Annotated in this window: 19 protein-coding genes and 1 tRNA gene; 6 read left to right on the forward strand and 14 right to left on the reverse strand. The window is 64.3% G+C overall.

The genetic code is table 11. From position 1 onward, the window contains the following. The first annotated feature begins 70 nt into the window (after positions 1-70). A complete protein-coding gene (locus K2O51_RS16205; RefSeq protein ID WP_220631375.1) occupies positions 71-898 on the forward strand; it encodes an META and DUF4377 domain-containing protein in 828 nt (275 codons plus the stop codon). Between the two features lie 62 nt (positions 899-960). Here K2O51_RS16205 and K2O51_RS16210 read toward each other — a convergent pair whose 3' ends face one another. The 6 genes from K2O51_RS16210 to K2O51_RS16235 form a co-directional block, all read right to left on the reverse strand. Then, the gene (locus K2O51_RS16210) at positions 961-2,454 is read right to left on the reverse strand and encodes a TolC family outer membrane protein (RefSeq protein ID WP_220631376.1); all 1,494 of its coding nucleotides are present in this window, start codon (positions 2,452-2,454) and stop codon (positions 961-963) included. A gap of 97 nt (positions 2,455-2,551) precedes the next feature. After that, positions 2,552-2,875: a rhodanese-like domain-containing protein gene (locus K2O51_RS16215; RefSeq protein WP_220631377.1), complete on the reverse strand. Its 324-nt coding sequence runs from the start codon at positions 2,873-2,875 to the stop codon at positions 2,552-2,554. A 12-nt stretch (positions 2,876-2,887) separates the two neighbouring features. Further along, a complete protein-coding gene (locus tag K2O51_RS16220) occupies positions 2,888-3,541 on the reverse strand; it encodes a protein-L-isoaspartate O-methyltransferase family protein (protein WP_220631378.1) in 654 nt (217 codons plus the stop codon). A 118-nt stretch (positions 3,542-3,659) separates the two neighbouring features. After that, complete coding sequence (locus tag K2O51_RS16225; RefSeq protein ID WP_220631379.1) at positions 3,660-6,875, reverse strand: efflux RND transporter permease subunit; 3,216 nt, start codon at positions 6,873-6,875, stop codon at positions 3,660-3,662. A gap of 12 nt (positions 6,876-6,887) precedes the next feature. After that, positions 6,888-8,000 carry an efflux RND transporter periplasmic adaptor subunit gene (locus tag K2O51_RS16230; protein ID WP_220631380.1) on the reverse strand — a complete coding sequence of 371 codons (1,113 nt, stop codon included), beginning with the start codon at positions 7,998-8,000 and terminating at the stop codon, positions 6,888-6,890. Beyond that, positions 7,997-8,818 carry a TetR/AcrR family transcriptional regulator gene (locus K2O51_RS16235; RefSeq protein WP_220631381.1) on the reverse strand — a complete coding sequence of 274 codons (822 nt, stop codon included), beginning with the start codon at positions 8,816-8,818 and terminating at the stop codon, positions 7,997-7,999. Before K2O51_RS16235 ends, K2O51_RS16230 begins: the two co-directional genes overlap by 4 nt. A 249-nt stretch (positions 8,819-9,067) precedes the next feature. Between K2O51_RS16235 and K2O51_RS16240 the strand changes: the two genes are divergently transcribed. From K2O51_RS16240 to K2O51_RS16250, 3 genes are all read left to right on the forward strand, one after another. Further along, positions 9,068-9,355, forward strand: coding sequence for a YkgJ family cysteine cluster protein (locus tag K2O51_RS16240; RefSeq protein WP_011296940.1), 288 nt, complete (start codon positions 9,068-9,070; stop codon positions 9,353-9,355). A 45-nt stretch (positions 9,356-9,400) separates the two neighbouring features. Beyond that, entirely contained in the window at positions 9,401-9,961 is a 561-nt protein-coding gene (locus K2O51_RS16245; protein WP_220631382.1) for a DUF1439 domain-containing protein, read from the forward strand. A 63-nt stretch (positions 9,962-10,024) separates the two neighbouring features. After that, complete coding sequence (locus K2O51_RS16250; protein WP_220631383.1) at positions 10,025-10,906, forward strand: undecaprenyl-diphosphate phosphatase; 882 nt, start codon at positions 10,025-10,027, stop codon at positions 10,904-10,906. Between the two features lie 84 nt (positions 10,907-10,990). Here K2O51_RS16250 and trmB read toward each other — a convergent pair whose 3' ends face one another. The 4 genes from trmB to K2O51_RS16270 form a co-directional block, all read right to left on the reverse strand. Beyond that, the gene (trmB, locus tag K2O51_RS16255) at positions 10,991-11,773 is read right to left on the reverse strand and encodes a tRNA (guanosine(46)-N7)-methyltransferase TrmB (RefSeq protein ID WP_220631384.1); all 783 of its coding nucleotides are present in this window, start codon (positions 11,771-11,773) and stop codon (positions 10,991-10,993) included. An 80-nt stretch (positions 11,774-11,853) separates the two neighbouring features. Continuing rightward, positions 11,854-13,197: an O-antigen ligase family protein gene (locus tag K2O51_RS16260; RefSeq protein WP_245001917.1), complete on the reverse strand. Its 1,344-nt coding sequence runs from the start codon at positions 13,195-13,197 to the stop codon at positions 11,854-11,856. 54 nt (positions 13,198-13,251) lie between these two features. Further along, a complete protein-coding gene (locus K2O51_RS16265; protein ID WP_245001918.1) occupies positions 13,252-14,241 on the reverse strand; it encodes a glycosyltransferase family 8 protein in 990 nt (329 codons plus the stop codon). 187 nt (positions 14,242-14,428) lie between these two features. Further along, positions 14,429-14,503: transfer RNA gene (locus K2O51_RS16270), tRNA-Gly, on the reverse strand. Between the two features lie 161 nt (positions 14,504-14,664). Here K2O51_RS16270 and K2O51_RS16275 point away from each other — a divergent pair. Beyond that, positions 14,665-15,045: a DUF5594 family protein gene (locus K2O51_RS16275; protein WP_011296945.1), complete on the forward strand. Its 381-nt coding sequence runs from the start codon at positions 14,665-14,667 to the stop codon at positions 15,043-15,045. 9 nt (positions 15,046-15,054) lie between these two features. Here the strand turns inward: K2O51_RS16275 and K2O51_RS16280 are convergent, their stop codons facing one another. After that, positions 15,055-15,954, reverse strand: a complete 900-nt coding sequence (locus K2O51_RS16280) for an aldose epimerase family protein (protein WP_220631385.1) — start codon at positions 15,952-15,954, stop codon at positions 15,055-15,057. A 65-nt stretch (positions 15,955-16,019) separates the two neighbouring features. Then, positions 16,020-17,243, reverse strand: coding sequence for a polyhydroxyalkanoate depolymerase (locus K2O51_RS16285; protein WP_011296947.1), 1,224 nt, complete (start codon positions 17,241-17,243; stop codon positions 16,020-16,022). A 243-nt stretch (positions 17,244-17,486) separates the two neighbouring features. On the opposite strand from K2O51_RS16285, the gene K2O51_RS16290 reads away from it, so the two are divergent. After that, the gene (locus K2O51_RS16290) at positions 17,487-18,140 is read left to right on the forward strand and encodes a glutathione S-transferase family protein (RefSeq protein ID WP_011296948.1); all 654 of its coding nucleotides are present in this window, start codon (positions 17,487-17,489) and stop codon (positions 18,138-18,140) included. A gap of 24 nt (positions 18,141-18,164) precedes the next feature. Here K2O51_RS16290 and K2O51_RS16295 read toward each other — a convergent pair whose 3' ends face one another. Beyond that, positions 18,165-20,180, reverse strand: a complete 2,016-nt coding sequence (locus tag K2O51_RS16295; protein ID WP_220631386.1) for an acetoacetate--CoA ligase — start codon at positions 20,178-20,180, stop codon at positions 18,165-18,167. A gap of 114 nt (positions 20,181-20,294) precedes the next feature. Then, positions 20,295-21,824 carry a 4-hydroxy-3-polyprenylbenzoate decarboxylase gene (gene ubiD / locus K2O51_RS16300; protein ID WP_220631387.1) on the reverse strand — a complete coding sequence of 510 codons (1,530 nt, stop codon included), beginning with the start codon at positions 21,822-21,824 and terminating at the stop codon, positions 20,295-20,297. Positions 21,825-22,361: the final 537 nt, after the last annotated feature.

Genomic DNA, 22,361 nt, shown 5'->3' on the forward strand with positions numbered 1-22,361 from the left:
GGGGCATCAACCTGGTGCGCCGGGCAGTCAGTTGCCTGCCCGGCTCGCCTTACGACAGGAGCCAACACCCATGCAGACATTCACCCGTGATACCTGCCTCCGGTTCGCCCGACGCGGCGCAGCGGCAGCCGTGCTCGCTGGCGCACTGGGCGCCTGCGCGACAGGCCCCGCGCCGGAATCGCCCGCCACCGCGCCCGCGCTCAACCAGACTCAATCCTCGGGTCCCAGTCGCTGGGAACTGATCCGCTGGCAACAGCCCGACGGCACGCTGCGCGACATCCCGCATGGCGACAACGGCCAGCCCATCATCTTCGAGTTCAACAGCGGCATCGACGCTGCGCAAGGCACCGTCAGCGGCACGAGCGGCTGCAACCGCTTTACCGGCAGCTACGGCAAGACCGATACCGGCATCCGCTTCGATCATGTGGCCGGTACGCGCATGGCCTGTCCGCCGCCGCGCATGGAGCTGGAGTCGGCGCTGCTCAAGGCGATGCAGACACCGTTCGTGACGGTCGGCACGCAGCCCTCGGCAGGTTCCACAGGGCGGCAGATCATCTGGAAAACGGCCAGCGAGGACCTGCTGCAGTTTGTCGAGCGCGAGGGCGTTGGCCAGCGTGGCGCGCGTGTCGATGCCGCAGGCAGTGTAGAGAAGACCGTCTATATTGATTCGCAGCGTGTGGAGTGCACCGGTGTGGGCCGCATGACCTGCTATCGCTGGCGCGAGTCGCCGGATGCGCCGTGGCAGCTCTGGTATGGCCCGATCGAAGGACTCGATTTCGAGCCGGGCATCTCATACAAGCTGCGTGTGCGCGAGTACAAGGTGCCGAATCCTCCGGCCGATGCATCGTCGATCCGCTGGCAGCTGCTGAGCGTGGAGTCGCGCACGCGGGCGAACTAGGCTGGCACCCAAATCAAACGGGCCGCATTGCGGCCCGTTTTGCGTCATTCCAGTCGTTTTCTTCAGGAGCGCGGCGTGCCGGCTGCCTGTGCTTCACGCCGGCCGCTGCGGCGCGAAGCCGAGGCAGGGGTGGGCGTGGTCACCGCGCCGATCTTCGCCTTCTGCGGCAACTGATACATGGCGCCCGGTGTCGACGTCAGCAGCGTGTTGATCTGGACGATATCGTTTTCCTGCAGCACGCCTGTCGAGGCCTTGAGCCGCAGGCCGTTCATGATCGTGTCATAGCGTGCCTTGGCCAGGTTCGCGCGCGTCTGGAACAGTTGCGCCTCGGCGTTCAGCACATCGATGTTGATGCGCACGCCGACCTCGTAGCCGAGCTGGTTCGATTCCACCGCGCTCTGCGCCGAGCGTTCGGCAGCTTCCAGCGCCTTCACCTGTGCCAGGCCGTTCGACACGCCTGAATAGCTCTGGCGCGCGCTTTGCGCGGCCGTGCGGCGCGCAAATTCGAGGTCGCTGGCGGCCTTGTCGGCCAGTGCGATCGTTTCACGCACGCGCGACTGGATCTGGCCGCCCGCGAAGATCGGCATGCTCAGCTGCACGCCGATCTGCGACGCGTTGTAGTGCGTCGAGATCGTCTGCGTGGCGCTGCCGGTCTGGTTGGTGAAGCCGTAGGACGCCACCAGGTCTACCGAAGGCAGGTGCGCGGCCTTTGCCTTGTTGGTTTCGCGCTGGGCGGTTTCAAGGTTGTAGTTGGCCAGGCCTACCTGCAGGTTGCTGGCCTCGGCCTGGGCAGCCCAGGCATTGGAATCTGCAGGCACTGGCGCCGGCAGATCCGCCTCGGGCCGTAGTCCGAGCAGCTCATCCACGGGCTTGCCGGTGATCTGCTGCAGGTTGGCGCGGGCCACTTCCAGTGCACTCTGCGCGGCGATCTCCGTCGACGTGGCCAGGTCGTAGCGGGCCTGCGCATCGTTGGCGTCGGTGATGGTGGCGGTGCCGACCTCGAAGTTGCGCTTCGCCTGCGCAAGTTGCTCGCCGATGGCCTTTTTCTGCGCGCCAGCCAGATAGAGATTGTCCTGCGCCGTGAGCACGTCGAAGTAGGCCTGCGCTGACCGTGTGATCAGGTCGAGCTGCGCCTGCTGGAACGTGACTTCGCCGGCCATCGCGGCCAGTTCGCCCTGCTTGTAGGTTTCCCAGCGATCCCAGCGGAACAGCGGCTGGCTCAGCTGCAGCGCCCAGTTGTTGTTATTGAAGAACCGAACGCCCGATGCGCTCGGCAGCCCCTGCGCCAGTGCCGCAGTCTGGTCAAGCCTGGTCCGCGTGGCGCCAGCGGTGCCCGTGACCAGCGGCAGCAGTCCGGCCCGGCCCTGTGGCAGCTTTTCACGCGTGGCCAGCAGTTGCGAGCGCGCGCTCGCGAACTGGGCGTCGTTGGACTGGGCATCGCGGTAGACCTGCAGCAGGTCGGCGGCCGAGGCCGTCGGCACTTGCAGAAGCGCATACAAGGACAGCGCAACTGCCAGTCGCATCCTGCCGGTCGCGGCGAAAGGCGCAAACGTCATCACATCTCCAGGTTGCCGGCACAGGCGCGGCCAACGGTCGTTTTCTTGTTCGGGTTTGACTTCGTGGCGGCCGGCAAGCTGGCTAGGCTTTGGCCTCTCAGTACTTCGGCATGGCCGGGTCTACCTGGCTCGCCCAGGCGTCGACGCCGCCGGTGAGGTTGTAGACCCTGGCGTAGCCCTGGCGCTCGAGATACGCGGCGACCTGCATGCTGCGCATGCCGTGATGGCAGATGCAGACGATGTCCGCATCCTCGTCCAGCTCGGCGGCGCGCGCCGGGATGTCGCGCATAGGGATGTGGGTGATGCCAGGCATGGCGCAGGTCTGCACCTCCCACGGCTCACGCACATCCAGCAGGACCGGCCTGGCGCGGCTGGCATCGGCCAGCCACTGGGCCAGTTCGGTGGGTTGGATCACCTGCATGATGTTGCTTCCTCAGAACCGGAATTGCGACGGCTGGGCCGCGCCGACCAGCGGCTTGACCGCGGTCTCGAACAGGTTCACCACCTGGTACTCGGTTTCGGACAGGCGCGTCACCAGGCGCGCCTCCATCACCGGCAGCGTGCCGACGAACGCGGCGATGCGGCCACCGACCTTGATCTGCGCCAGCATCGACTGCGGGATGGCCGGCAGCGAGCCCGAGATGCAGATCACGTCGTACGGGGCAGCAGCGGCCCAGCCGTCGGCGGCGTTGCCTTCGGCCACGTCGACATTGGTGGCGCCGGCATTGGCCAGGTTCTGGCGGGCCAGGGTCACGAGTTCGGGAACGATATCCACGGTCAGCACGTGACGTGCGCGGTTGGCCAGCAGCGCGGCCATGTAGCCGGAGCCGGCGCCGATTTCGAGCACGTTCTCATGCTTGCGCACGGCCAGTTCCTGCAGGATGCGGGCCTCCACGCGCGGGGGCAGCATGTTCTGGCCGCCCGGCAGCGGAATCTCCATGTCGACGAAGGCCAGGCCCTTGTAGGCAGCGGGAACGAACTCCTCGCGCTTGACCACCGCCAGCAGGTCCAGGATTTCCTGGTCCAGCACGTCCCACGGGCGGATTTGCTGTTCGATCATGTTGAATCGGGCTTTTTCGAGATCCATCTTGCCATTCCTTACCAATGCCGACCGCTATGTGGGTCATCGCGTCGCAGCCGCGCGGTGCCACGGCCGGACAATCTTGTCAAACCCAGTATTTTAACCCTCTGGTGCGTCGTCCGGCTCATTCCGCGCTGCGCTGTTGTACGACGGCCGCCGCGCCGGCTTCTGCGGTTGGCGCCACCGCCGCCGCGTCTTTGCCGTGCCAGCGTCCCCGGAGCCATGTGGCAAAGTCGTCAAGATACGTATAAATCACAGGAACGACCACGAGCGTCAGGATCGACGAAGTGATGATCCCCCCGATCACCGTCTGGCCCATCGGCGCGCGCTGCTCGGCGCCTTCGCCGAGGCTGAAGGCAAGCGGCACCATGCCGAAGATCATCGCCAGCGTGGTCATCAGGATCGGGCGCAGCCGCACGCGCGCGGCTTCGATCAGCGCCGCTTCGCGCGAGAGCGGCGCATGGCCGTCGGCGCCGTCCACATGCCCGCGCCGCGCCTGATTGGCAAAGTCCACGAGCAGGATCGCGTTCTTGGTCACCAGCCCCATCAGCATGATGAAGCCGATGATCGAGAACATATTGAGCGTCGAGCGGAACAGCAGCAGCGCCGCGAACACGCCGATCAGCGTGAGCGGCAGCGACGTCATGATCGCGATCGGCTGGAAGAAGCTCGCGAACTGCGAGGCCAGGATCATGTAGATAAAGATCACTGCCAGCGCCAGTGCCGACACCGCATAGCCGAACGACTCGTTCATCGACTTGGTCGAGCCGCCGAAGCGGTACTTGTAGCCGGCCGGCCAAGTCATGCCGTCGAGCGCTGCCTTGACGTCGCGTGCCACTTCGCCGGCCGAGCGTCCGGCGGTGTTGGCGGTCAGTTCGACTTCGCGGTTCAGGTCGCGGCGGCTGATCTGGTTGGCGCCCGTGGTCTGCACCAGTTCGGCGACCTGCCGCAGCGGCACCATCTTCGGCGTGCCGTCGGCGTTGGTCTGGTTGCTGGCGATCATCAGCGCGTTGAGATCGGCGAGGCCCGTGCGCGCCTCGCGCGGCAGCCGCACGCGTACGTCGTAGTTCTGGTCGTCCGGCGCGCGCCACGAGCTGATGGCGTCGCCTGCGAGCAGCGGCCGCAGCGCATTGCCGATCTGCGCGACCCCGACGCCGAGGTCGGACGCGAGCTGGCGCCGGATGCGCACCTCGATGGTGGGGCGGTCGTCCTTCATGCTCGAATCCAGGTCCGCCAGGCCGCGAATCGCGAGCATGCGACGGCTCGCTTCCTGTGACAGCCGCCGCAGTTCGTCAAGATCATCACCTTGGATCGACACCTGCACGGCCTTCTGGCCGCCCGCGCCGTCCGGCATGCCGACCATGGTCAGCGTGATGCCGGCAATACTGCCCAGGCGCTCGCGGATCTTGGGGTTCAGCTGCACGGTGGACAGCTTGCGCGCGCGGCGATCGACGAGCCGCACCGACACCAGCGCATTGTTGCGCCCGGACGTATTGCCCGCGTTGATCGTGGCGTAGGTATAGGCGACTTCGGGGAAGGTCTTGAGCGCCGCTTCGACCTGCCGCACCTTGGCCTCGGTGACTTCGATCGAGGTGCCGACGGGCGTGGTGAAGCCGACCTGTGTTTCGCCAAGGTCGGCAGCCGGTACGAACTCTGTGCCGATCAGCGGTACCAGCGCGAAGCTGCCAAAGAACGTGACGATTGCGATCAGCGTGGTGGCCAGCCGGTGCTTGAGCGCCCAGCCGAGCATGGCCGCGTAGCCATGGCCCAGCGCATCCATGCGCGCCGAGAACCAGTCGAGCAGCCGGCCGATGGTGCGGCCGTACCAGCTTGTCTTGTTGCCGGTGCCGTGCAGGTCGGGGTCGTGCCAGACCGAGGACAGCATCGGGTCCAGCGTAAAGGACACGAACATCGAGATCAGCACGGCCGCCACCACGGTGATGCCGAACTGGTGGAAGAAGCGCCCGATGATGCCGCCCATGAAGCCCACGGGCAGGAACACCGCGACGATCGAGAACGTGGTGGCCAAAACTGCCAGCCCGATTTCGGCCGTGCCGTCGAGCGAAGACGTGCGATGGTCCTTGCCCATCAGGTTGTGGCGCACGATGTTCTCGCGCACGACGATCGCATCGTCGATTAGCAGGCCCACGCACAGCGACAGCGCCATCAGCGTGATCACGTTAAGCGTGAAGCCGCACAGGTACATCACGCCGAAGGTGCCGATCAGCGCAATCGGCAGCGTAAGCCCGGTGATGACCGTGCTGCGCCAGGAACCGAGGAACAGGAAGACGATCGCCACCGTCAGCAGCGCGCCTTCCAGCAACGTAGACCGGACTTCCTTCACGCTGCTGCGGATGCCGCGCGCGGTGTCGTTGACCACCGTGAGCTGCACGCCGGCGGGCACAAGCTTGCGCACCTCGTCGGCCATGCGAACCAGGCCATCGACGGTATCGACCGTATTCTGGCCCTGCGCCTTGACCACCGAGAGGAAGAGGGCGCGCTTGCCGTCCAGCAGCGCCAGGCTTTCCTGCTCTTCCTGGCCGTCGCGCACATCTGCGATTTCGCCGAGCGTGACGGGCTGGCCCGCGCGGCGCGCGACGATGATGTGGCGGAACGCGTCCGGCGTGGGCACGCGGCCCTTGATCTGCACCACGGTCTCGGTGGAGGACGAGCGCAGTTCGCCGGCCGGCAGCTCCTGGTTCTCGCTGCGGATCGCGTTCATCACCTGGTCGATGCCGATGCCGAGCGCTTCGAGCTGTGCGGGGCGGATGCGGATCTCTACCTCGCGCTTGGTCCCGCCGACGATGTTGATCGCACCCACGCCGCGCACGGTTTCCAACCGCTTGCGCACGATCTGGTCGGCAATCGTCGTCAGCTCGCGCTGGCTGCGCTGCGCGCCCGGCGCGTTGGACACGGACAGGTAGAAGATCGGCGCGTCGGTCGGATCGTAGCGCAGCACGCGCGGCTCTTTGACCTCGTCGCGTAGTTGCGGGCGGATCAGTGCGAGCTTGTCGCGCACGTCCTGCGCGGCCTGTCCCACATCGACGCTCAGGTCGAACTTGACGACGACGACCGATGTGCCCTGATAAGAGTGCGAGAAAATCTCGTCAATGCCGGAGATGGTGTTGACGATCTCCTCGACCTTGCGCGTGACGTCGGACTCGACCGATTCCGGCGCGGCACCCGGATACTCGGTCTGCACCACCACCACCGGGAAGGTGATATCGGGGAACTGGTCCACCGGCAGGCGCTGGTACGAGAACAGGCCCACGACGATGAACGCCATCATCATCATGGTGGCCAGCACCGGGTTCTGGATCGACAGGCGGGTGAACCACATGGCGGTGCGTCCTCAGGCCTTCACGCGGCGCACCTGGCTGCCGCTGCGCAGCGTGCCGAGGTTGTTGCGCACGACCTCGGTACCGGTTGTCAATCCCGAGACGATTTCCACCATGCCGCTGCCTTCATCGCGGACGCCGGTCTGCACCGCGCGCTCGGCGAGGACGCCGTTTTCGATGACATAGACGAAAGCACGTTCGCCGTCGCTGCGCACCGCTGAAGCCGGCACCGACACCACACCGCTGCGCTGGCCTAGCACCAGCGCGCCCCGCGCGAACATACCGGCACGCAGCTTGCCGTCGTCGTTCTGCACGCGCACATAGACCATGATGCTGCGCGTCCCCTGGCTCACGGCCGGGTTGATGCGCACGAGAGCGCCGGCAAACTGCCCGGCGCCTTCCACATCGAGCTGTACGGACTGGCCCACCGATGCGCGCGCCACGTCGGCCATCGGCACCGGGGCTTCCAGTTCCAGTACGCGCAAATCGACCACGTCGATCAGGCGCGTGTCGGGCGATACCTTCTCGCCAGGCTGCACAGCGCGCGCGGCCACCATGCCGTCGAGCGGCGCCTTGACCACGGTGTCGTTCAACGCCTTCTGCGCGACAGCCAGGCCGCCTTGCGCGGCATCGAGGTTGGCGCGGGCCACATCCAGGTTGGACTGGTAGTTGTCGAACGCGGTCTTCGAGATGAAGCCCTTGCCGACCAGTTCGCGGTTGCGCTCCCAGGTCTGGCGCGAGTTCTCGAACTGGCCGCGTGCCGCCAGCATCTGCCCGCGTGCCTGGGCAACCTTGGCCTCATATTCGGTCGGGTCGATGCGCACGATCACCTGGCCGGCCCGCACGGCTTCGCCTTCGCGCACGAGCACCTGCAGCACTTCGCCAGAGACCTTGGCCTTGACCGAAGCCTGGTTCAGTGCGCGCAGGCTGCCCGACAGCGGCAGTGCCACCCGCAGGTCCTGTGCACCGGCCTGTACCAGGTCGGACTGGAGGAACTCCACCACCGAAGGCGCCGCGGTCTGCGTGGGCGCCTGGCGCGCGCTGCTGACCTTGCGCACGGCGGCCGTTGCGCTCAGCACCGCCACGGCTCCAAGCACGGCGATCAGGATCTTCTTGTTTCGCTTCATGTCTTGTCTTGTTGTGCGGTGGCCGCCGGGGCAACCGTGTCGAGATCGTCGGTGCGCTGGCCCAGCCGCTGCGCAGTCATTTCATCGCGGATCTTTTCCCAGATGTAGGGCCCGGATTTCGGGGGCAGCGGACGGTCACGTGTTTCGCCGGCAGTCAGGCCGAACAGCAGCGTCTCGAGCAGGTTGTCGAGGTACGCATCCGGGTCGATTTCCTTGTGCGAATACAGGCCGAACGAGCGTTGCCACAGCATCAGGAACACCAGCGGCGCACAGACCAGCGTGGTAGTCGGGTTTGGCGGCAGGGCGCGAAACTCGCCGCGCTCGACGCCGCGCGCCAGTACGCGTGTGAACAGCTCGTCTCCGGGCACCATGACTTCTTCCTGGTAGAAGCGCGCGATGTCGGGGAAGTTGCCGGACTCCGCCATGATCAGCTTGGTCAGCCCCGACACCGGCGTGGCACCGATCAGCCCCCACCAGCCCCGCAGCAGTTCGCGCAGCAGTTCCGGCGTCGTGCCCTCGAACCGGTCGACCAGGTCCGTGCCCCGGGCGAGCGCGGGCACGAGGCTCTCTCGTACCACGGTCTTGAATAGCTCTTCCTTGTTGGCGAAATACAGGTACACCGTCCCCTTGGAGACACCGGCTGCGGCGGCCACGTCTTCCAGGCGCGTGGCCGCGAAACCGCGCTCCACGAACAGCTCGAGCGCCGCGGCGACAAGTTCCTGCGGGCGCGCGGCCTTGCGCCGGCTCCAGCGGGGGGCTTCGGTGTCCTTGCGGGGAGCGGAGTGGTCCGTGGCGGTGGTCTTGCCGGAGGTTGCCATGATGGGATGAGCGGCAGGGCGCAAGCTTTAATAACTTATGGGTCAGTAATGTAGGGTGACCATATTGCAGGGGTCAACTCGGGTTCGCCCTGCCCCGAACCTGGGACGCGGCACTCGTACAACAGGTGATGCGCGAGGCCCATAGCGGAGGGCGGCTGCCAAATGGCCGGGAGGCTGGCCTGCGTTCGGGCACAATTGCGGCTTTGCCGCAGTCCCTCGTTGTTCCGCCATCGCCACTGAACCATCGCCATGACTTGCCAGTCTCACCTTGCTTGCCGCGAAGGCTGTGGCGCTTGCTGCATTGCGCCATCGATCGCATCGCCATTGCCCGGCATGCCTGCCGGCAAACCAGCGGGCGTGCGCTGTGCGCAATTGCTGCCGGATGCGAAATGCGCGGTGTTCGGTCGCCCCGACCGGCCCGCCTTCTGCGGCGGCCTGCAGCCGTCCGCCGAAATGTGCGGCGACTCGCGCGAATCCGCGCTGCGCTGGCTGACGCAACTCGAAATCCTGACTGCGCCGGGCACTTTGGGCGCGTAAGGACGGAGCAAGCGGACGCGCGCTAATCCATCCATCGGAGACCCTATGATCCGGATGTCCCGGAGGCGCTGCACGGGCGCCATCGCCGCCGCGGTGCTGACCGCCTGGCTGGGTGCCTGCGGTTCCCTCCGCAATGAATACACCTTCTCGCAGAGCCAGTTGCAGTCGGCGCTCGAACGCAAGTTTCCGTTCAACAAGCGCTACCTGGACATCTTCGACATCCAGCTTGCCAACCCGCGCCTGACGCTAGACCCGGCACGCAACCGCGTTAACGTGCAGTTCGACGCCACGGTCGACAACAAGCTGTTCTTCCGCCAGGCACTGTCCGGCCGCTTTGCCCTCGACAGCGGCTTGCGCTATGACGCGCCGAGCCATTCGGTGGTGCTGCAGGATCCTGAGGTGCAGCAGTTCGACGTGCAGGGCGTGCCTGGGCAGTTTTCCCGACAGATCAACGCACTCGGCGGCATCCTGGCTGAACAGTTGCTGCAAGGCTACGCGCTCTATACCTTTCGTCCGGATCAGCTGCGCATTGCAGGAACGGATGTCGAGCCCGGTACAATCACGATCTTGTCCGACGGCATCAACGTCAAGATCAATCGCCCCTGAGCCAAAAAACAGGCATCGGCCCGTCAATATCGGGCATGTCCCCGCCCAACCCATCCCATCCGCATGGAAATCGCACTTGCCCTGAAAGCCGTGATCCTCGGCATCGTCGAAGGACTGACCGAGTTTCTGCCCATTTCGAGCACCGGCCACCTGATCCTGGCCGGCCAGCTGCTCGACTTCAACGACGAGAAGGGCAAGATCTTCGAGATCGTGATCCAGTTCGGCGCGATCCTGGCGGTGTGCTGGGAGTTCCGCCGGCGCATCGCCAACGTGCTAAGCGGGTTGACGACCGACCCGAAAGCGCAGCGCTTTGCCATCAACGTGATCGTGGCGACGGTGCCGGCCATCGTGCTGGCGCTGGTGTTCGGCAAATGGATCAAGGCCCATCTGTTCAACCCGATCACGGTGGCGCTGGCCTTCATCATTGGTGGCGTGGTGATCCTGCTTGCGGAACGACGCGACGCACGCCGCGGCGTGGTGACCAACCCGCGCGGCAATGCCTTGCTGCAAGCCGCCAAGGCGGGCGCCCCGCGCATTGAATCGGTCGACGACCTGAACTGGCGCGATGCGCTGAAGGTCGGCCTCGCCCAGTGCTTCGCGCTGGTGCCAGGCACGTCACGGTCGGGCGCGACCATCATCGGCGGCATGCTGTTCGGCCTGTCGCGTCAGGTCGCGACCGAGTTCTCGTTCTTCCTGGCCATCCCTGTGATCTTCGGCGCGACGGTGTACGAGCTCTACAAGGCCCGCGCCCTGCTGTCCGTCGATGATCTCGGCATCTTCGGCATTGGTTTCGTTTTCGCCTTCCTGTCGGCCTTCCTCTGCGTACGCTGGCTCCTGCGCTTTGTCGCGACGCATGACTTCAAGCCGTTCGCGTGGTACCGGATCGCATTCGGCATCATCGTGCTGGCGACGGCGTACTCGGGATTGATTTCCTGGCACGCCTGATCCGGCAGGCTGAATGCAAAAAAGGCGTGGCCACCATGTGCCACGCCTTTTTTTGTTTGGGCTGCTTGTGTCGGGTTGCGCCGATCAACCGCGCTTGCGGAACACCACATCCCAGACACCATGCCCGAGCCGCACGCCGCGCCGCTCGAACTTGGTGATGGGCCGGTACTCGGGTCGTTCGGAAAAGCCGTCAGCGGCCGACGACGTATTTTCGAGTGCAGGCTCGCCCGCCAGCACTTCCACCATCTGGTGCGCGTATTCTTCCCAATCGGTCGCGCAATGGATGTAGCCGCCCGGCTTCAGGCGCGAAGCCAGCAGCTTGACCAGCGGCGGCTGCACCAGCCGGCGCTTGTTGTGGCGCTTCTTGTGCCAGGGGTCGGGGAAGTAGATATGCACGCCGTCGAGGCAGTCCTCGGTCAGCATGTGGGCGACGACTTCCACCGCATCGTGCTGGATGATGCGGATATTGCCGATTTCGCGCTCATCGGCCAGCTTGAGCAGCGCGCCGACGCCAGGCTCGTGCACTTCGCAGCCGAGGAAATTGTCTTGCGGGCGCAGTTGCGCGATATGCGCGGTCGTCTCGCCCATGCCGAAGCCGATCTCGAGGATGGCCGGGGCCTTGCGGCCGAAAGCGGCTTCCCAGTCGAGCGGCTGCGGTGCGTAGGGCACCAGCAGGCGTGGGCCGACTTCGTCGATGGCTCGCTGTTGGCCGGTGGAGGTACGGCCGGCGCGTCGGACGAAGGAGCGGATGCGGCGGGGGTGGGCGACGCCTTCGGGGTCGCTGGTGGACGACGGCTCGACGCTCTGCATGCGCTGAGCGTCGTCTTCCGAAATCGGTTCGGTACGGGTGGGGTCTTTGGGAAGCATGGCAACAAGAAAACCGCCGGACGAGTCACGGCGGCTGGTGCTCCGGTGTGGAAGCGGGATTCTACCTGATGGGCGATCGCCTACTGAGCGCCCTGGGCCGCGCGCTGTGGAGCAGTCACGGCAGCCTTTCTCTTATCGATGAAGGCGATGAAGGTGGCAATGCCTACTGCATAGAAGGGGAAGACCTCCCACCAAAGGAATACCACGTCCGTGAGGCCAAGCACAAAAATGCCGGCGCACAAGCTGGCACCCATGCAGGCCGCGGCGCGGACTTCCTTGTCACGGTGCCTGAGATCGCGGGCGAAATAGCAGGCTGGCACGAGGTACAGGGCCAGCAGGGCGACAATGCCAAACAGGCCGAGTCTGGCGGCATTGAAGAGAAACTCGTTGTGCGAGTGGGCGAACTCGGATGCGGCGGGAGTAATAATTCCCCGATTTTTCAAATCTGCGAGTGCATCTCGATATCCATCTACACCTACGCCAAAAAGCGGATGCTCGCGGAAGATCACGACGGAACCCCGCCATAGCTGAAAGCGGAAGCCGATTGAAGTGTCGACATTGGTTCCGCTCACGTATTGCTCGATATCGGTCCGTGCAACATCAATCCGGTCTTTAACCAGCCTGGCCTGGCTCATCGCGCCAACGAGTGCAAGCGCTATCAGAACCGCCATCAGCAACCTGCGGCCTTTCGCCAGAACGCCGCTCGAGTACAGCGCAATCGCACAAAAAACGGGTATGGTTATCCACGCCCCCCGTGATTGCGAAAGGTAACTGCCATACAGGATCGCCGCTGCCGCCAGAATTTTCAAAACGGTCTGAACCCTCTCATGCCTTGAATTCCATGCGAGCGACAGCATGCCGTATGTGCCCAGCAGCAAAGCCATTTCAATGAAAATGGTGATGGGGATGAAATCGGTCCCATACCTCAGTTCACCACCATGGGAGAGTTGGTAGATCTTGATGGTGGACAACAAGGCGCCGGCCATAAATGCCCACTGCACCTGGCGCAGATAGCGCATTGGGATGATCGAAATCGACCAGAGCACTAAAGCAAAAAGTGCGAGACGGGATGGCGCATCAAGACTGCGGCTCGAGAATTGGGATCTCGATATCTCGTTCGCCAGTACGGCCAACATCGGGGCGGCCATTGCCAGGCAAAGTGGCCAATAACGTCTGATCTGACCACCAAGCAGGGCGCTCTGAGATTTCCAGCGATAAATCAGTGTGACCAGGCCCAATACAATCAGCACACCGTACAGGACGCCCGCCGCGCGATCGATAATCAACGCAAGCATGTAAAAAGCCACGAGGGCCGCTGCTGCGAGTCGGGCAATGAGGCGGAACGCTGCTGTATCTCTTTCCATGGAAACAAAGCCGGGCATTGAAGCCGGTGAAGCGGGGCTTTGATTGAGTTGTTGAGGCATTCTCGTCTTGGTCTGCACTCACTGGTGCAAAACTGTGATTCGCAGGCGAAGGGCTTATGAGGATTTCAGCTTCTGCATCAGCCGCGATTTCAGGTAGCGGCAATGCCAGTAGATGCCTTCGGCAATACGGTGTTGTGTGATCAGAAACTTGGAGAACAGCTTTAGTTCCCGGGCCGTCCTGGGCGCGTCCAGTGGCGATTCCGCCCATGGCGAGCGGGACTGGATCGCGGTGAATAGTTCGCGAACGTCATGCAGGCACCAGTTGTGCCACGGCTTTACCGGGCCGGTGAAGTGCATGAACACATATGGCTGCGCGATGTTCAGCTTGGTCTCGCCGCGTGTCAGGTAGTCCACAAGGTGATATCGAAAGTTCCATTTCGGGTCGATATACCTGATGCGTCCGTCGAGTGCGATGTTCAGGGCGTCCTGGTCAGCGAATCGCATGTCGAGCGTGGTGAGCGACTTCAGGGCGGCTTGCTGGACGTCGGCGGCAACCCAGTTCCGGACATCGATATACATGACCCCGGCATTGAAGTAGTGGCCGTGCTTTAGCCCCAGTGCCGGAATCTGCGTCTTGACAGTAGTGTCTTTCTCGTCGGCCACCGCCGCCGCGATGTTGTCGCCCAGATCGAGGGTCAGCAGTTCCGACAGGTCGCCAAAGCATAACAAGTCGGCGTCCAGGTACAGCACCTTATCCGTGACGTCGCGCAGCCGCGACGGAATCAGCAGGCGGATAAAGGTGCCCAGCGAATGCTTGCTAAAGCACGGGAACTGACGAAAATCATCGAGCGTTGCCGTGTCAAGCAGATGGAGACGGACAGTGACGCCTAGCTGCTTCTCGAGCTTCTCCAGCTTGTCCCGGTTGTCGTCGGTAATGGAGAATGCAAACACATGGAAGACAAAGTCCCGCCCCGGGTTGTTTTCCACGACCGACGTGATGGTCACACCCATACCACGATAGTATCCAGCGTCCACACCGAATGCGACGTGAACCGGTTCTTTGCCGGAGCGCGGGGCGGATACATCTCGCAGTTCAGATGGCACTTGTCATCCTTGTAGTGGGGAGCGAACCGTGTGAGCCAGGGGTAACTCCGGCGGAAAGCCAGAGTGAAATGTCGATCACGACACGTCGAATGAGCGACGTCGCCGTATCACGGGACAGCATTGTGTCCTCTTGCCTGCTACCAATCGGCTTGCCGGGAACCGCTCGTGCACACGATGGGGTTGGCAGTGGAGCGGGCGATGGGAATCGAACCCACGTCTTTAGCTTGGGAAGCTAAGGTAATAGCCATTATACGACGCCCGCTTTGGCTAACTTGGGGGCGGATTCTAGCACAAGTTGTTGCAGTCCCGCCGCGATGTCAGGAGCGTGACCTGCCGCCATTGCCTCCTGCCGCGGCGGCCCCGTATGCTTGCCTGTGCGCCGCCGCAACCATCCATTACCGCTTCAAGACACAAGGACCCACCTTGACCACCGACTTCATCGCGCGTTTCGAAGCCGACTGTATCCCGCGCATCGTCGAGGCGATCGTCCGCCTTTATCCGCACCGATTGCGCGTGGAAGTCTTGCCCGGAGCACGGGCCGACTGGCCCGCGCGGGTCCGGATTCAGGGGAAGGGCGCGCCAGAGCTCCAGCGTTTCACGTATCCGCTCGACGTCACCCTTGCCTGGGATGGACTCGAAGTCGAAGCCCTCTTCGCAGCGAACGGCGCGCAGCGCTTCGCCGGCTACCTCGACGCATTGCCCGCCAAGCTCAGGGCTTGGCAGGAGCCGCGCCAGCTTGACTGGAGTTCGCTGTCGCAGGCCGACCCCGCAGTCCTGATCGGCGGGCTCGATTTCGAGCGCTGACGCCGAGACTCAGGCGACGACGCGCACACGGCAGACGGCGGTCTCGTGCTCGCCGGGCTCGAGCCAGCGCAGTCCGTGGCCGTGATGAATAGCATCCGGCAGGCCGAGCCAAGGCTCGACGCAGTAGAAGTCGGCGTCTTCACTTTCCGTCCATGTGGTCACCGCATGCCATGCGACGCAGCCCGGTACGTCGAGGTCGATTGCCAGCGTCCTGCCGGGCATGGCCAGGGTGACGGAGCCGCCGCCCGGCAGGGCATGAAACGTATCCTGCAAGCGGTCGTCGTCCAGCGCATACGCCGGTTCGCCCTGAATGGCGTGAGTCAGCCGACCGTCCGGCTCCTGCCTTAGGCGTATCGCTTCTGGCAGCAACAACCGGGTGTCGGGCCGGTGCGCGGCGGGCAAGCTGAAATAGAAATGGTGCCCGGCGTAGTAGGGCAGGCGATCGCTGCCGGTATTCTCGGAGCGTAGTGCCACTTCCACGCCATCTTCGAGCATGACGTAGCTTGCCTCGAAGCGGAATGCGTACGGGTAGCCAGCCCGCGTGCTGTCTGACGACTCCAGGGCCATGACGATCTTGTCGTCGTCGGCGGCGACGACGGTGAAGGGGAGGTCCCGCGCAAAGCCATGCTGCGGCAACGTGTGGGTCGTGCCGTTCGCATCGCGCCAGCGGCCGGCCTCGCCGTCGGCGAAGTGCCGTCCGATGAACGGAAACAGGAGCGGATTTCCACCCCGGATCTTCGCCGGCCGGCTCCAGTCGGCAGCTTCGGGCCAGTAAAGGATCTCTTCCCCGTGGCGAACCCAGCGGACAAGCCGGCCCCCGTAATGGGGCGCCAGCAGTAGATAGTTGTCGTCGTTGCCGACGCGGATCAGATCCTGGTTCTGGAAGCGTTGAATGTTTTGAAAGGCCATCGCTTTGCCGGGTGTTTGACGACGCGCCGAATTCTACGTGGCTGCGGCCGCCCGGGCCTGTTTGCTCATGCCGCGAGCTCGTTCGTGTAGATCGTGTCGCGCACCAGCGGATACACCTGCGTCTCCCAACGCTTGCCATTGAATACGCCGTAGTGGCCCACGCCCGTCTGCACATGGTGCATGCGCATGTAAGGGTGCAGGCTGTCGCACAAGTCCTGGGCGGCCATGGTCTGGCCGATGGCGCAGATGTCGTCGCGCTCACCTTCCACGGTCAGCAATGCGGTACGGCGGATTGCGCGCGTGGAGACGCGGCGCCCGCCCACATCCAGCAGTCCCTGCGCGAGCAGGAAGCGCTGGAACACCATGCTGACGGTTTCGAGATAGAACTCTGCCGCAAGATCCATGGTGGCGAAGTACTCGACATAGAAATCCTGGATGGCGTCGGCTTTTGCATGTTCGCCGCGGGAACGCAGCGCGTGCATTTCGCGCAACGTCTGTTCGTGCCGCTCCAGGTTCATGCTCATGAACGCCAGCAATTGCACAAAGCCCGGATAGACGCGGCGCAGTCCGCCGACAAAGCGCAGCGGCACAATGCCGATCAGCGTGCTCTCGAACCACTCGATCGGCCGGCTCATGGCCAGTTCATTGACCTTGGTCGGGTTGACGCGCGCATCGATCGGGCCGGCCATCAAGGTGAGGCTGGGCGGCTGGGCCGGATCATCGTCCTCGGCCATCAGCGCGGCGGCGGCCAGCGCGGCGACCGTGGGCTGGCATACGGCCATCAGGTGCGTGTGACCACCAAGTTCTTGCAGGAAGGTAATCAGGTGTCCCACGAACTCGTCGAAACCAAAGCGCCCGGCAAACAGCGGGATGTCGCGCGGATTGTGCCAGTCGGTAATGTAGACGTCATGGTCCGCCAGCATAGTCTGCACGGTCCCGCGCAGCAGGGTGGCGAAGTGGCCGGACATGGGGGCGACCAGCAACACGCGAGGCTGGCCGGTGACACCGTGGCGGCGAAAGTGCAGCAGCGAGCAGAAGGGCGTCTGCGCCACCACCTCTTCGGAAACCTGCACAGGCAGCCCGTTGACGACTACGCTGTCAATACCGAATGCGGGCCGATGGTGGGTCAGGCGTGCCAGCGACAGGATCTCGCAAGCGGCCCAGAGCGATCGCAGGGATTCACACTCGGCGGCGTGCTTGTTGGTGGCGATCACCGAGGCGGTGTAATCGGCCAGCGTGCAGCCAGCGTGCATCATATCCGCATAGGTCTGGTATGCCTGGTACAGCATGGCTCGCCTCCCGTGATCCCGTGAGACCCGTATGCGCAATATATATGCCATCGGCATGAATGGTGGCACAAGCTTTGCGAAGCGCGTGGTGATGGACACGCAAAACCCATCGCGGGTGAAGTGGCGGGCGCGTGAGTGGTTAGCGCGCTTCACACTGGTGCCTACGCGCTGCACTGCATGGGTGCGCGGCGCGGGCGTATATCTAGTCGTGGCGATCGTCCCGACGGGCGACAAGGAGGCGAGATGGGCAAGACCACACTCACCATCAGCAGCAAGACCTATTCGTCATGGTCGCTGCGCGGCTGGCTGCTGGCACGCTTCGCCGGGCTGGAGTTCGAAGAGGTGCTGGTGACCCCGGACGACCCGGCCGTGCGCGCGGAGATCCTCCTGCTGTCGCCGTCTATCCTCGTGCCTTGCCTGCGCCATCAGGGCGTGACCGTGTGGGACACGCTCGCGATAGCCGAGTACCTGAACGAAATCAGTCCCAAGGCGGGGCTGCTGCCCGACGACCGCGCCGCCCGCGCGCACTGCCGCGCGATCTGCGGCGAAATGCACTCGGGCTTTGCGGCCATGCGAGCGGCGCTGCCGATGAACCTCAAGGGGCATTTCCCCGGGCTGAAGGTGTGGTCGCGGGCGCAGGCCGATATCGACCGCATCACGGCGATTTGGACGGAGTGCCTGACGCGCTATGGCGGGCCCTACCTGTTCGGCACGCGCACGATGGCGGACGCCATGTATGCGCCAGTCGTGACCCGCTTCGTGACCTACGGCGTCATGCTCGACCCGGTGCCGGTCGAATACTGCAAGCAGATCCTGTCGATGCCCGAACTGCAGGAGTGGACGGCGGCAGCGCGCGAAGAGCCCGACGAAATCAGCGAACTCGACGTCGAATTCTGATACTCGCCGGGGTATGGGGCAGCGTCAGGCGGTTGCTGACTCCGCCTGCCGTGCCGCGAGGTAGCGCCTGGCGTAGTCGAAGTACCAGTCGAGGCTGTCCGGGTTGGCCATGGCATCCCGATTGGCGATGCCAACCGGCGCATGCCCGAGCAGCAACTTCTTGATCGGCACCTCCATCTTCTTGCCGGACAGTGTACGCGGCACGGCCGGTACCTGAACGATCTCGTTGGGCACGTGGCGTGACGACAGCGCCTCCCGGATGCGCATGCGCAGAGTGTCGCGCAACGCATCGTCAAGGGCGATTCCCTCGCGCAGTACGACGAACAGCGGCATGTACGATTCGCGGCCGAGGTACTCGAGGTCCACCACCATGCTGTCGATGACCTCGGGCAGGTCTTCTACTACACGGTACAGCTCGCTCGTGCCCATGCGGATGCCGTGCCGGTTGATGGTGGCGTCGGAGCGCCCGTAGATGATCGCGCCGCCGCGCGCCGTGATCTTGATCCAGTCGCCGTGCCGCCAGGCGCCGGGATAGGTGTCGAAGTAGCTGTCGCGGTAGCGCTTGCCGTCGGCATCTCCCCACAGGAACAGCGGCATCGACGGCATCGGCTCCGTGCAGACCAGTTCGCCAACGGTGTCGATCAGCGCTTGTCCGTTGTCGTCAAAGGCCTCCACTTTGGCGCCGAGACAACGGCATTGCATCTCCCCGGCATACACCGGCAGCAGCGGACAGCCCGCGACGAAAGAGCCCGCGAAATCGGTGCCGCCAGACATCGGCACGAGCCAGATATCGCTGCGCACATGGCGGTAGATCCAGTCGTACGCTTCCACCGGCAGCGGCGAGCCGGTTGAGCCGAGCCCGCGCAGCCGGGATACATCCGCAATGCGTGCCGGTTCCACGCCAGCCTTCATGCAGTTGGTGAAGAACGCCGCGCCTGCGCCAAACAGCGTCACACGTGCGTCGTCGACAAAGCGCCACAGCACGCCGGCATCCGGCCACGCCGGGTTGCCGTCATAGAGCGCGATGGTCGTGCCCAGCAACAGGCCAGCGACCTGCGCGTTCCACATGATCCAGCCACTGCTGCTGTACCAGTGGAAGACATCGTCGGGGCCGAGGTTGTTATGGAACGCCATCAGCTTGAGCTGCTCGATGACGATGCCGCCATGGCCGTGCACGATCGGCTTGGGCATGCCCGTGGTGCCCGACGAATAGACGATCCACAACGGGTGGTCGAACGGCACGGATTCGATCGCCAGCGGCACGCGGTGGGCCAGCACGTCCTGCCATCCGTGCAAACGGACGCCCTCGCGCGCAGCGGTGGGATTGCCGTTGTGCGGCACGATGATGACATCGGTCAGAGATGGCAATGCGGCGACCAGGTCCGCTATCACAGGCGCACGGTCATAGTCCTTGCCGCCGTAGCGGTAGCCATCGACGGCGATCAGCACCTTGGGTTCGATCTGGCGAAAGCGGTCGATCACGGCGACCTGACCCATGTCCGGCGCGCAGCCGGACCACACCGCGCCGAGGCTGGCGGTGGCGAGGAAGGCGACGATGGTGGCGGGGATATTCGGCAGGTAGCCCGCCACGCGGTCGCCACGGCCCACGCCCATCTGGCGCAGCGCATGCGCGAGCGAGGCGACCTGCGCTTCCAGCGCATCCCAGCTCACTTCTTCCAGTGCACGGTTTTCTCCGGCGTGGCGGATGGCTGCCCGCTGGCGGGCCACGCCGCTGCCGGCATGGCGGAATACCTGCTGCACGTAGTTCAGGCTGGCGCCGTCGAACCAACGCGCTCCCGGCATCACGCGCCGGTCCAGCACACCTCGCGCGGGCGTGTCGAAGTGCACGTCGAAGTAGGCGCGCACCGCATCCCAGAAATTCTCGATCTCGGTGACCGACCATTGCCAGAGGCTGGCGTAGTCGTCGAAGGCGAGCCCTCGCTCGCGCTGGAGCCAGCGCATGAACTGCGCGAGCTGGCTGCCGTCGCGGAATGCGTCCGACGGCGTCCACATCAGTTGCCCTTCTGCGAGGGTGGTCATGTCTCCTCCTTGCGCCCGTCTACGCGGGGATCGGATGGTGTGGTCGAACGGGGCAGGGCGGGTGCCTTTCGATGCGCCCCGAGGTTCAGCCTGACATGATAGCGGCGGCCGCGCTCACGTGCCGACGGGGCGGTCGAACAGCGTCGCCATCATGCCGTCGACCTTTGCCTTGACCGCCGGATCCATGCTGATGGTGCGGCCCCATTCGCGCGTGGTTTCGCCCGGCCACTTGTCGGTGGCGTCGATGCCCATCTTGGAGCCAAGCCCGGACACCGGCGAGGCGAAGTCGAGATAGTCGATCGGCGTGTTCTCGACCAGCACCGTGTCGCGCGCCGGATCGACGCGCGTGGTGATGGCCCAGATCACCTCCTTCCAGTCGCGCACATCCACGTCGTCGTCCACGACCACGATGAACTTCGTGTACATGAACTGCCGCAGGAAGCTCCACACGCCGAACATCACGCGCTTGGCGTGGCCGGCGTATTGCTTCTTCATGCGCACCAGCGCCATGCGGTAGCTGCAGCCTTCGGGAGGCAAATAGAAGTCGGTGATCTCCGGGAACTGCTTCTGCAGCAGCGGCACGAACACCTCGTTGAGCGCCACGCCGAGCACGGCGGGCTCGTCGGGCGGTTTGCCGGTATAGGTCGAGTGGTAGATCGGGTCGCGCCGCATGGTGATGCGGTCGATCGTGAAGACCGGGAACCAGTCCTGCTCGTTGTAATAGCCGGTGTGGTCGCCGTAGGGGCCTTCGAGCGCATGCTGGTAGCCCGATGGATGGTCCGGGTCGGGCTGGATATGGCCTTCCAGCACGATCTCTGCCGATGCCGGCACGCTTAGTTCGGACAACGTGGGCGTCAGGCATCCGGCCAGCGCCGTGCGGCTGCCTCGCAGCAGGCCGGCGAACTGGTACTCCGACAAGGTATCCGGAACCGGGGTCACCGCGCCGAGGATCGTTGCAGGATCGGCGCCAAGCGCCACGGCGATCGGAAACGGCTTGCCGGGATTGGCCAGCGCGTGTTCGCGGAAATCGAGCGCGCCGCCCCGATGCGCGAGCCAGCGCATGATGACCTGGTTGCGGCTGATCACCTGCTGGCGGTAGATCCCAAGGTTCTGCCGCTTCTTGTGCGGGCCCTTGGTCACGACCAGCCCCCAGGTGATCAGCGGCGCGGCGTCGCCGGGCCAGCAGGTCTGGATCGGCAGGCGTGCCAGGTCGACGTCATTGCCTTCCCAGACGATCTCCTGGCAGGCCGGGCTGCTGACACGCTTGGGCGCCATGTCCCACACCGACTTGGCCAGCGTGAACAGCTTGCCGGCCTCGCGGAGTCCGCGCGGCGGCTCGGGTTCCTTGAGGGCCGACAGCACGCGGCCGATGTCGCGCAGGTCCTCTAGTGATTGCGCCCCCATGCCGAGCGCGACCCTGTGTGTCGTCCCAAACAAATTGGCGAGCACCGGGACGCTATAGATGCCTTCAGGGCTGCGGAAGCCTGCCGGCCGATCGAACAGGACTGCCGGCCCGCCAGCGCGCAGCAGGCGGTCGCAAATCTCCGTCATCTCCAGATTCGGAGACACCGGCGTGCTGACGCGCCGCAGCTCTCCCAGTTGCTCAAGCTGGCTGATGAAATCGCGCAAGTCTTTGTATTGCATGGTGAATTCAGTTCTTGGTGCGGCACTGCGGAAGGGCCGTGGCATCGAAATGATGTGTGCCACGATACACACGTGCAGGCGTCCCGGCAAAAAAATCGCTTGTTTGCGTCAATGCGAATTGTAAGTTTTTTGACGCTGCAAGCGCTGTCAGAATCGGGGAAAGCCTAGGCCCTGCCTACGATTCCGGGCATTCAGGTGGCGTTCGGTCAACCTGCAGACAACTGTTACAAATAACAAAAAGTATGATTATTTGAAATCGTTATGCTTGACTGGTTATAAAAGGGTTCCTACAATCGCGTCTGTTCGATGGGGTGTTGCGTCGCAACATGGAATTTTGCCCTGTGTCAAGGGGCGCACAAAAATTTTGTGGGCAGAAAATTCCACCATCCACACCGATCATTCGAGGCCCGACAGACACGAGGCCCGATCGGTCGCTTCCGGCGGATCGCCGGAGCATGTTGAGTTGTCCGTGGCAGGGCGCGTTCCCCCAAGAGCGTGCCCTGTTTCCAGTTGGGCGCATGGGGAGCGCCTGCCAAC

Origin of the sequence: Cupriavidus pinatubonensis, assembly GCF_019602855.1 — a bacterium.
In the GTDB taxonomy this organism is placed as follows: domain Bacteria; phylum Pseudomonadota; class Gammaproteobacteria; order Burkholderiales; family Burkholderiaceae; genus Cupriavidus; species Cupriavidus pinatubonensis.

Excerpts from the sequence above, each read along its gene's own strand:
- K2O51_RS16205 (WP_220631375.1), top strand. The coding sequence starts at position 71 with ATGCAGACATTCACCCGTGATACCTGCCTCCGGTTCGCCCGACGCGGC.
- K2O51_RS16210 (WP_220631376.1), bottom strand. The coding sequence starts at position 2,454 with ATGACGTTTGCGCCTTTCGCCGCGACCGGCAGGATGCGACTGGCAGTT.
- K2O51_RS16215 (WP_220631377.1), bottom strand. The coding sequence starts at position 2,875 with ATGCAGGTGATCCAACCCACCGAACTGGCCCAGTGGCTGGCCGATGCC.
- K2O51_RS16220 (WP_220631378.1), bottom strand. The coding sequence starts at position 3,541 with ATGGATCTCGAAAAAGCCCGATTCAACATGATCGAACAGCAAATCCGC.
- K2O51_RS16225 (WP_220631379.1), bottom strand. The coding sequence starts at position 6,875 with ATGTGGTTCACCCGCCTGTCGATCCAGAACCCGGTGCTGGCCACCATG.
- K2O51_RS16230 (WP_220631380.1), bottom strand. The coding sequence starts at position 8,000 with ATGAAGCGAAACAAGAAGATCCTGATCGCCGTGCTTGGAGCCGTGGCG.
- K2O51_RS16235 (WP_220631381.1), bottom strand. The coding sequence starts at position 8,818 with ATGGCAACCTCCGGCAAGACCACCGCCACGGACCACTCCGCTCCCCGC.
- K2O51_RS16240 (WP_011296940.1), top strand. The coding sequence starts at position 9,068 with ATGACTTGCCAGTCTCACCTTGCTTGCCGCGAAGGCTGTGGCGCTTGC.
- K2O51_RS16245 (WP_220631382.1), top strand. The coding sequence starts at position 9,401 with ATGATCCGGATGTCCCGGAGGCGCTGCACGGGCGCCATCGCCGCCGCG.
- K2O51_RS16250 (WP_220631383.1), top strand. The coding sequence starts at position 10,025 with ATGGAAATCGCACTTGCCCTGAAAGCCGTGATCCTCGGCATCGTCGAA.
- trmB (WP_220631384.1), bottom strand. The coding sequence starts at position 11,773 with ATGCTTCCCAAAGACCCCACCCGTACCGAACCGATTTCGGAAGACGAC.
- K2O51_RS16260 (WP_245001917.1), bottom strand. The coding sequence starts at position 13,197 with ATGCCTCAACAACTCAATCAAAGCCCCGCTTCACCGGCTTCAATGCCC.
- K2O51_RS16280 (WP_220631385.1), bottom strand. The coding sequence starts at position 15,954 with ATGGCCTTTCAAAACATTCAACGCTTCCAGAACCAGGATCTGATCCGC.
- K2O51_RS16285 (WP_011296947.1), bottom strand. The coding sequence starts at position 17,243 with ATGCTGTACCAGGCATACCAGACCTATGCGGATATGATGCACGCTGGC.
- K2O51_RS16290 (WP_011296948.1), top strand. The coding sequence starts at position 17,487 with ATGGGCAAGACCACACTCACCATCAGCAGCAAGACCTATTCGTCATGG.
- K2O51_RS16295 (WP_220631386.1), bottom strand. The coding sequence starts at position 20,180 with ATGACCACCCTCGCAGAAGGGCAACTGATGTGGACGCCGTCGGACGCA.
- ubiD (WP_220631387.1), bottom strand. The coding sequence starts at position 21,824 with ATGCAATACAAAGACTTGCGCGATTTCATCAGCCAGCTTGAGCAACTG.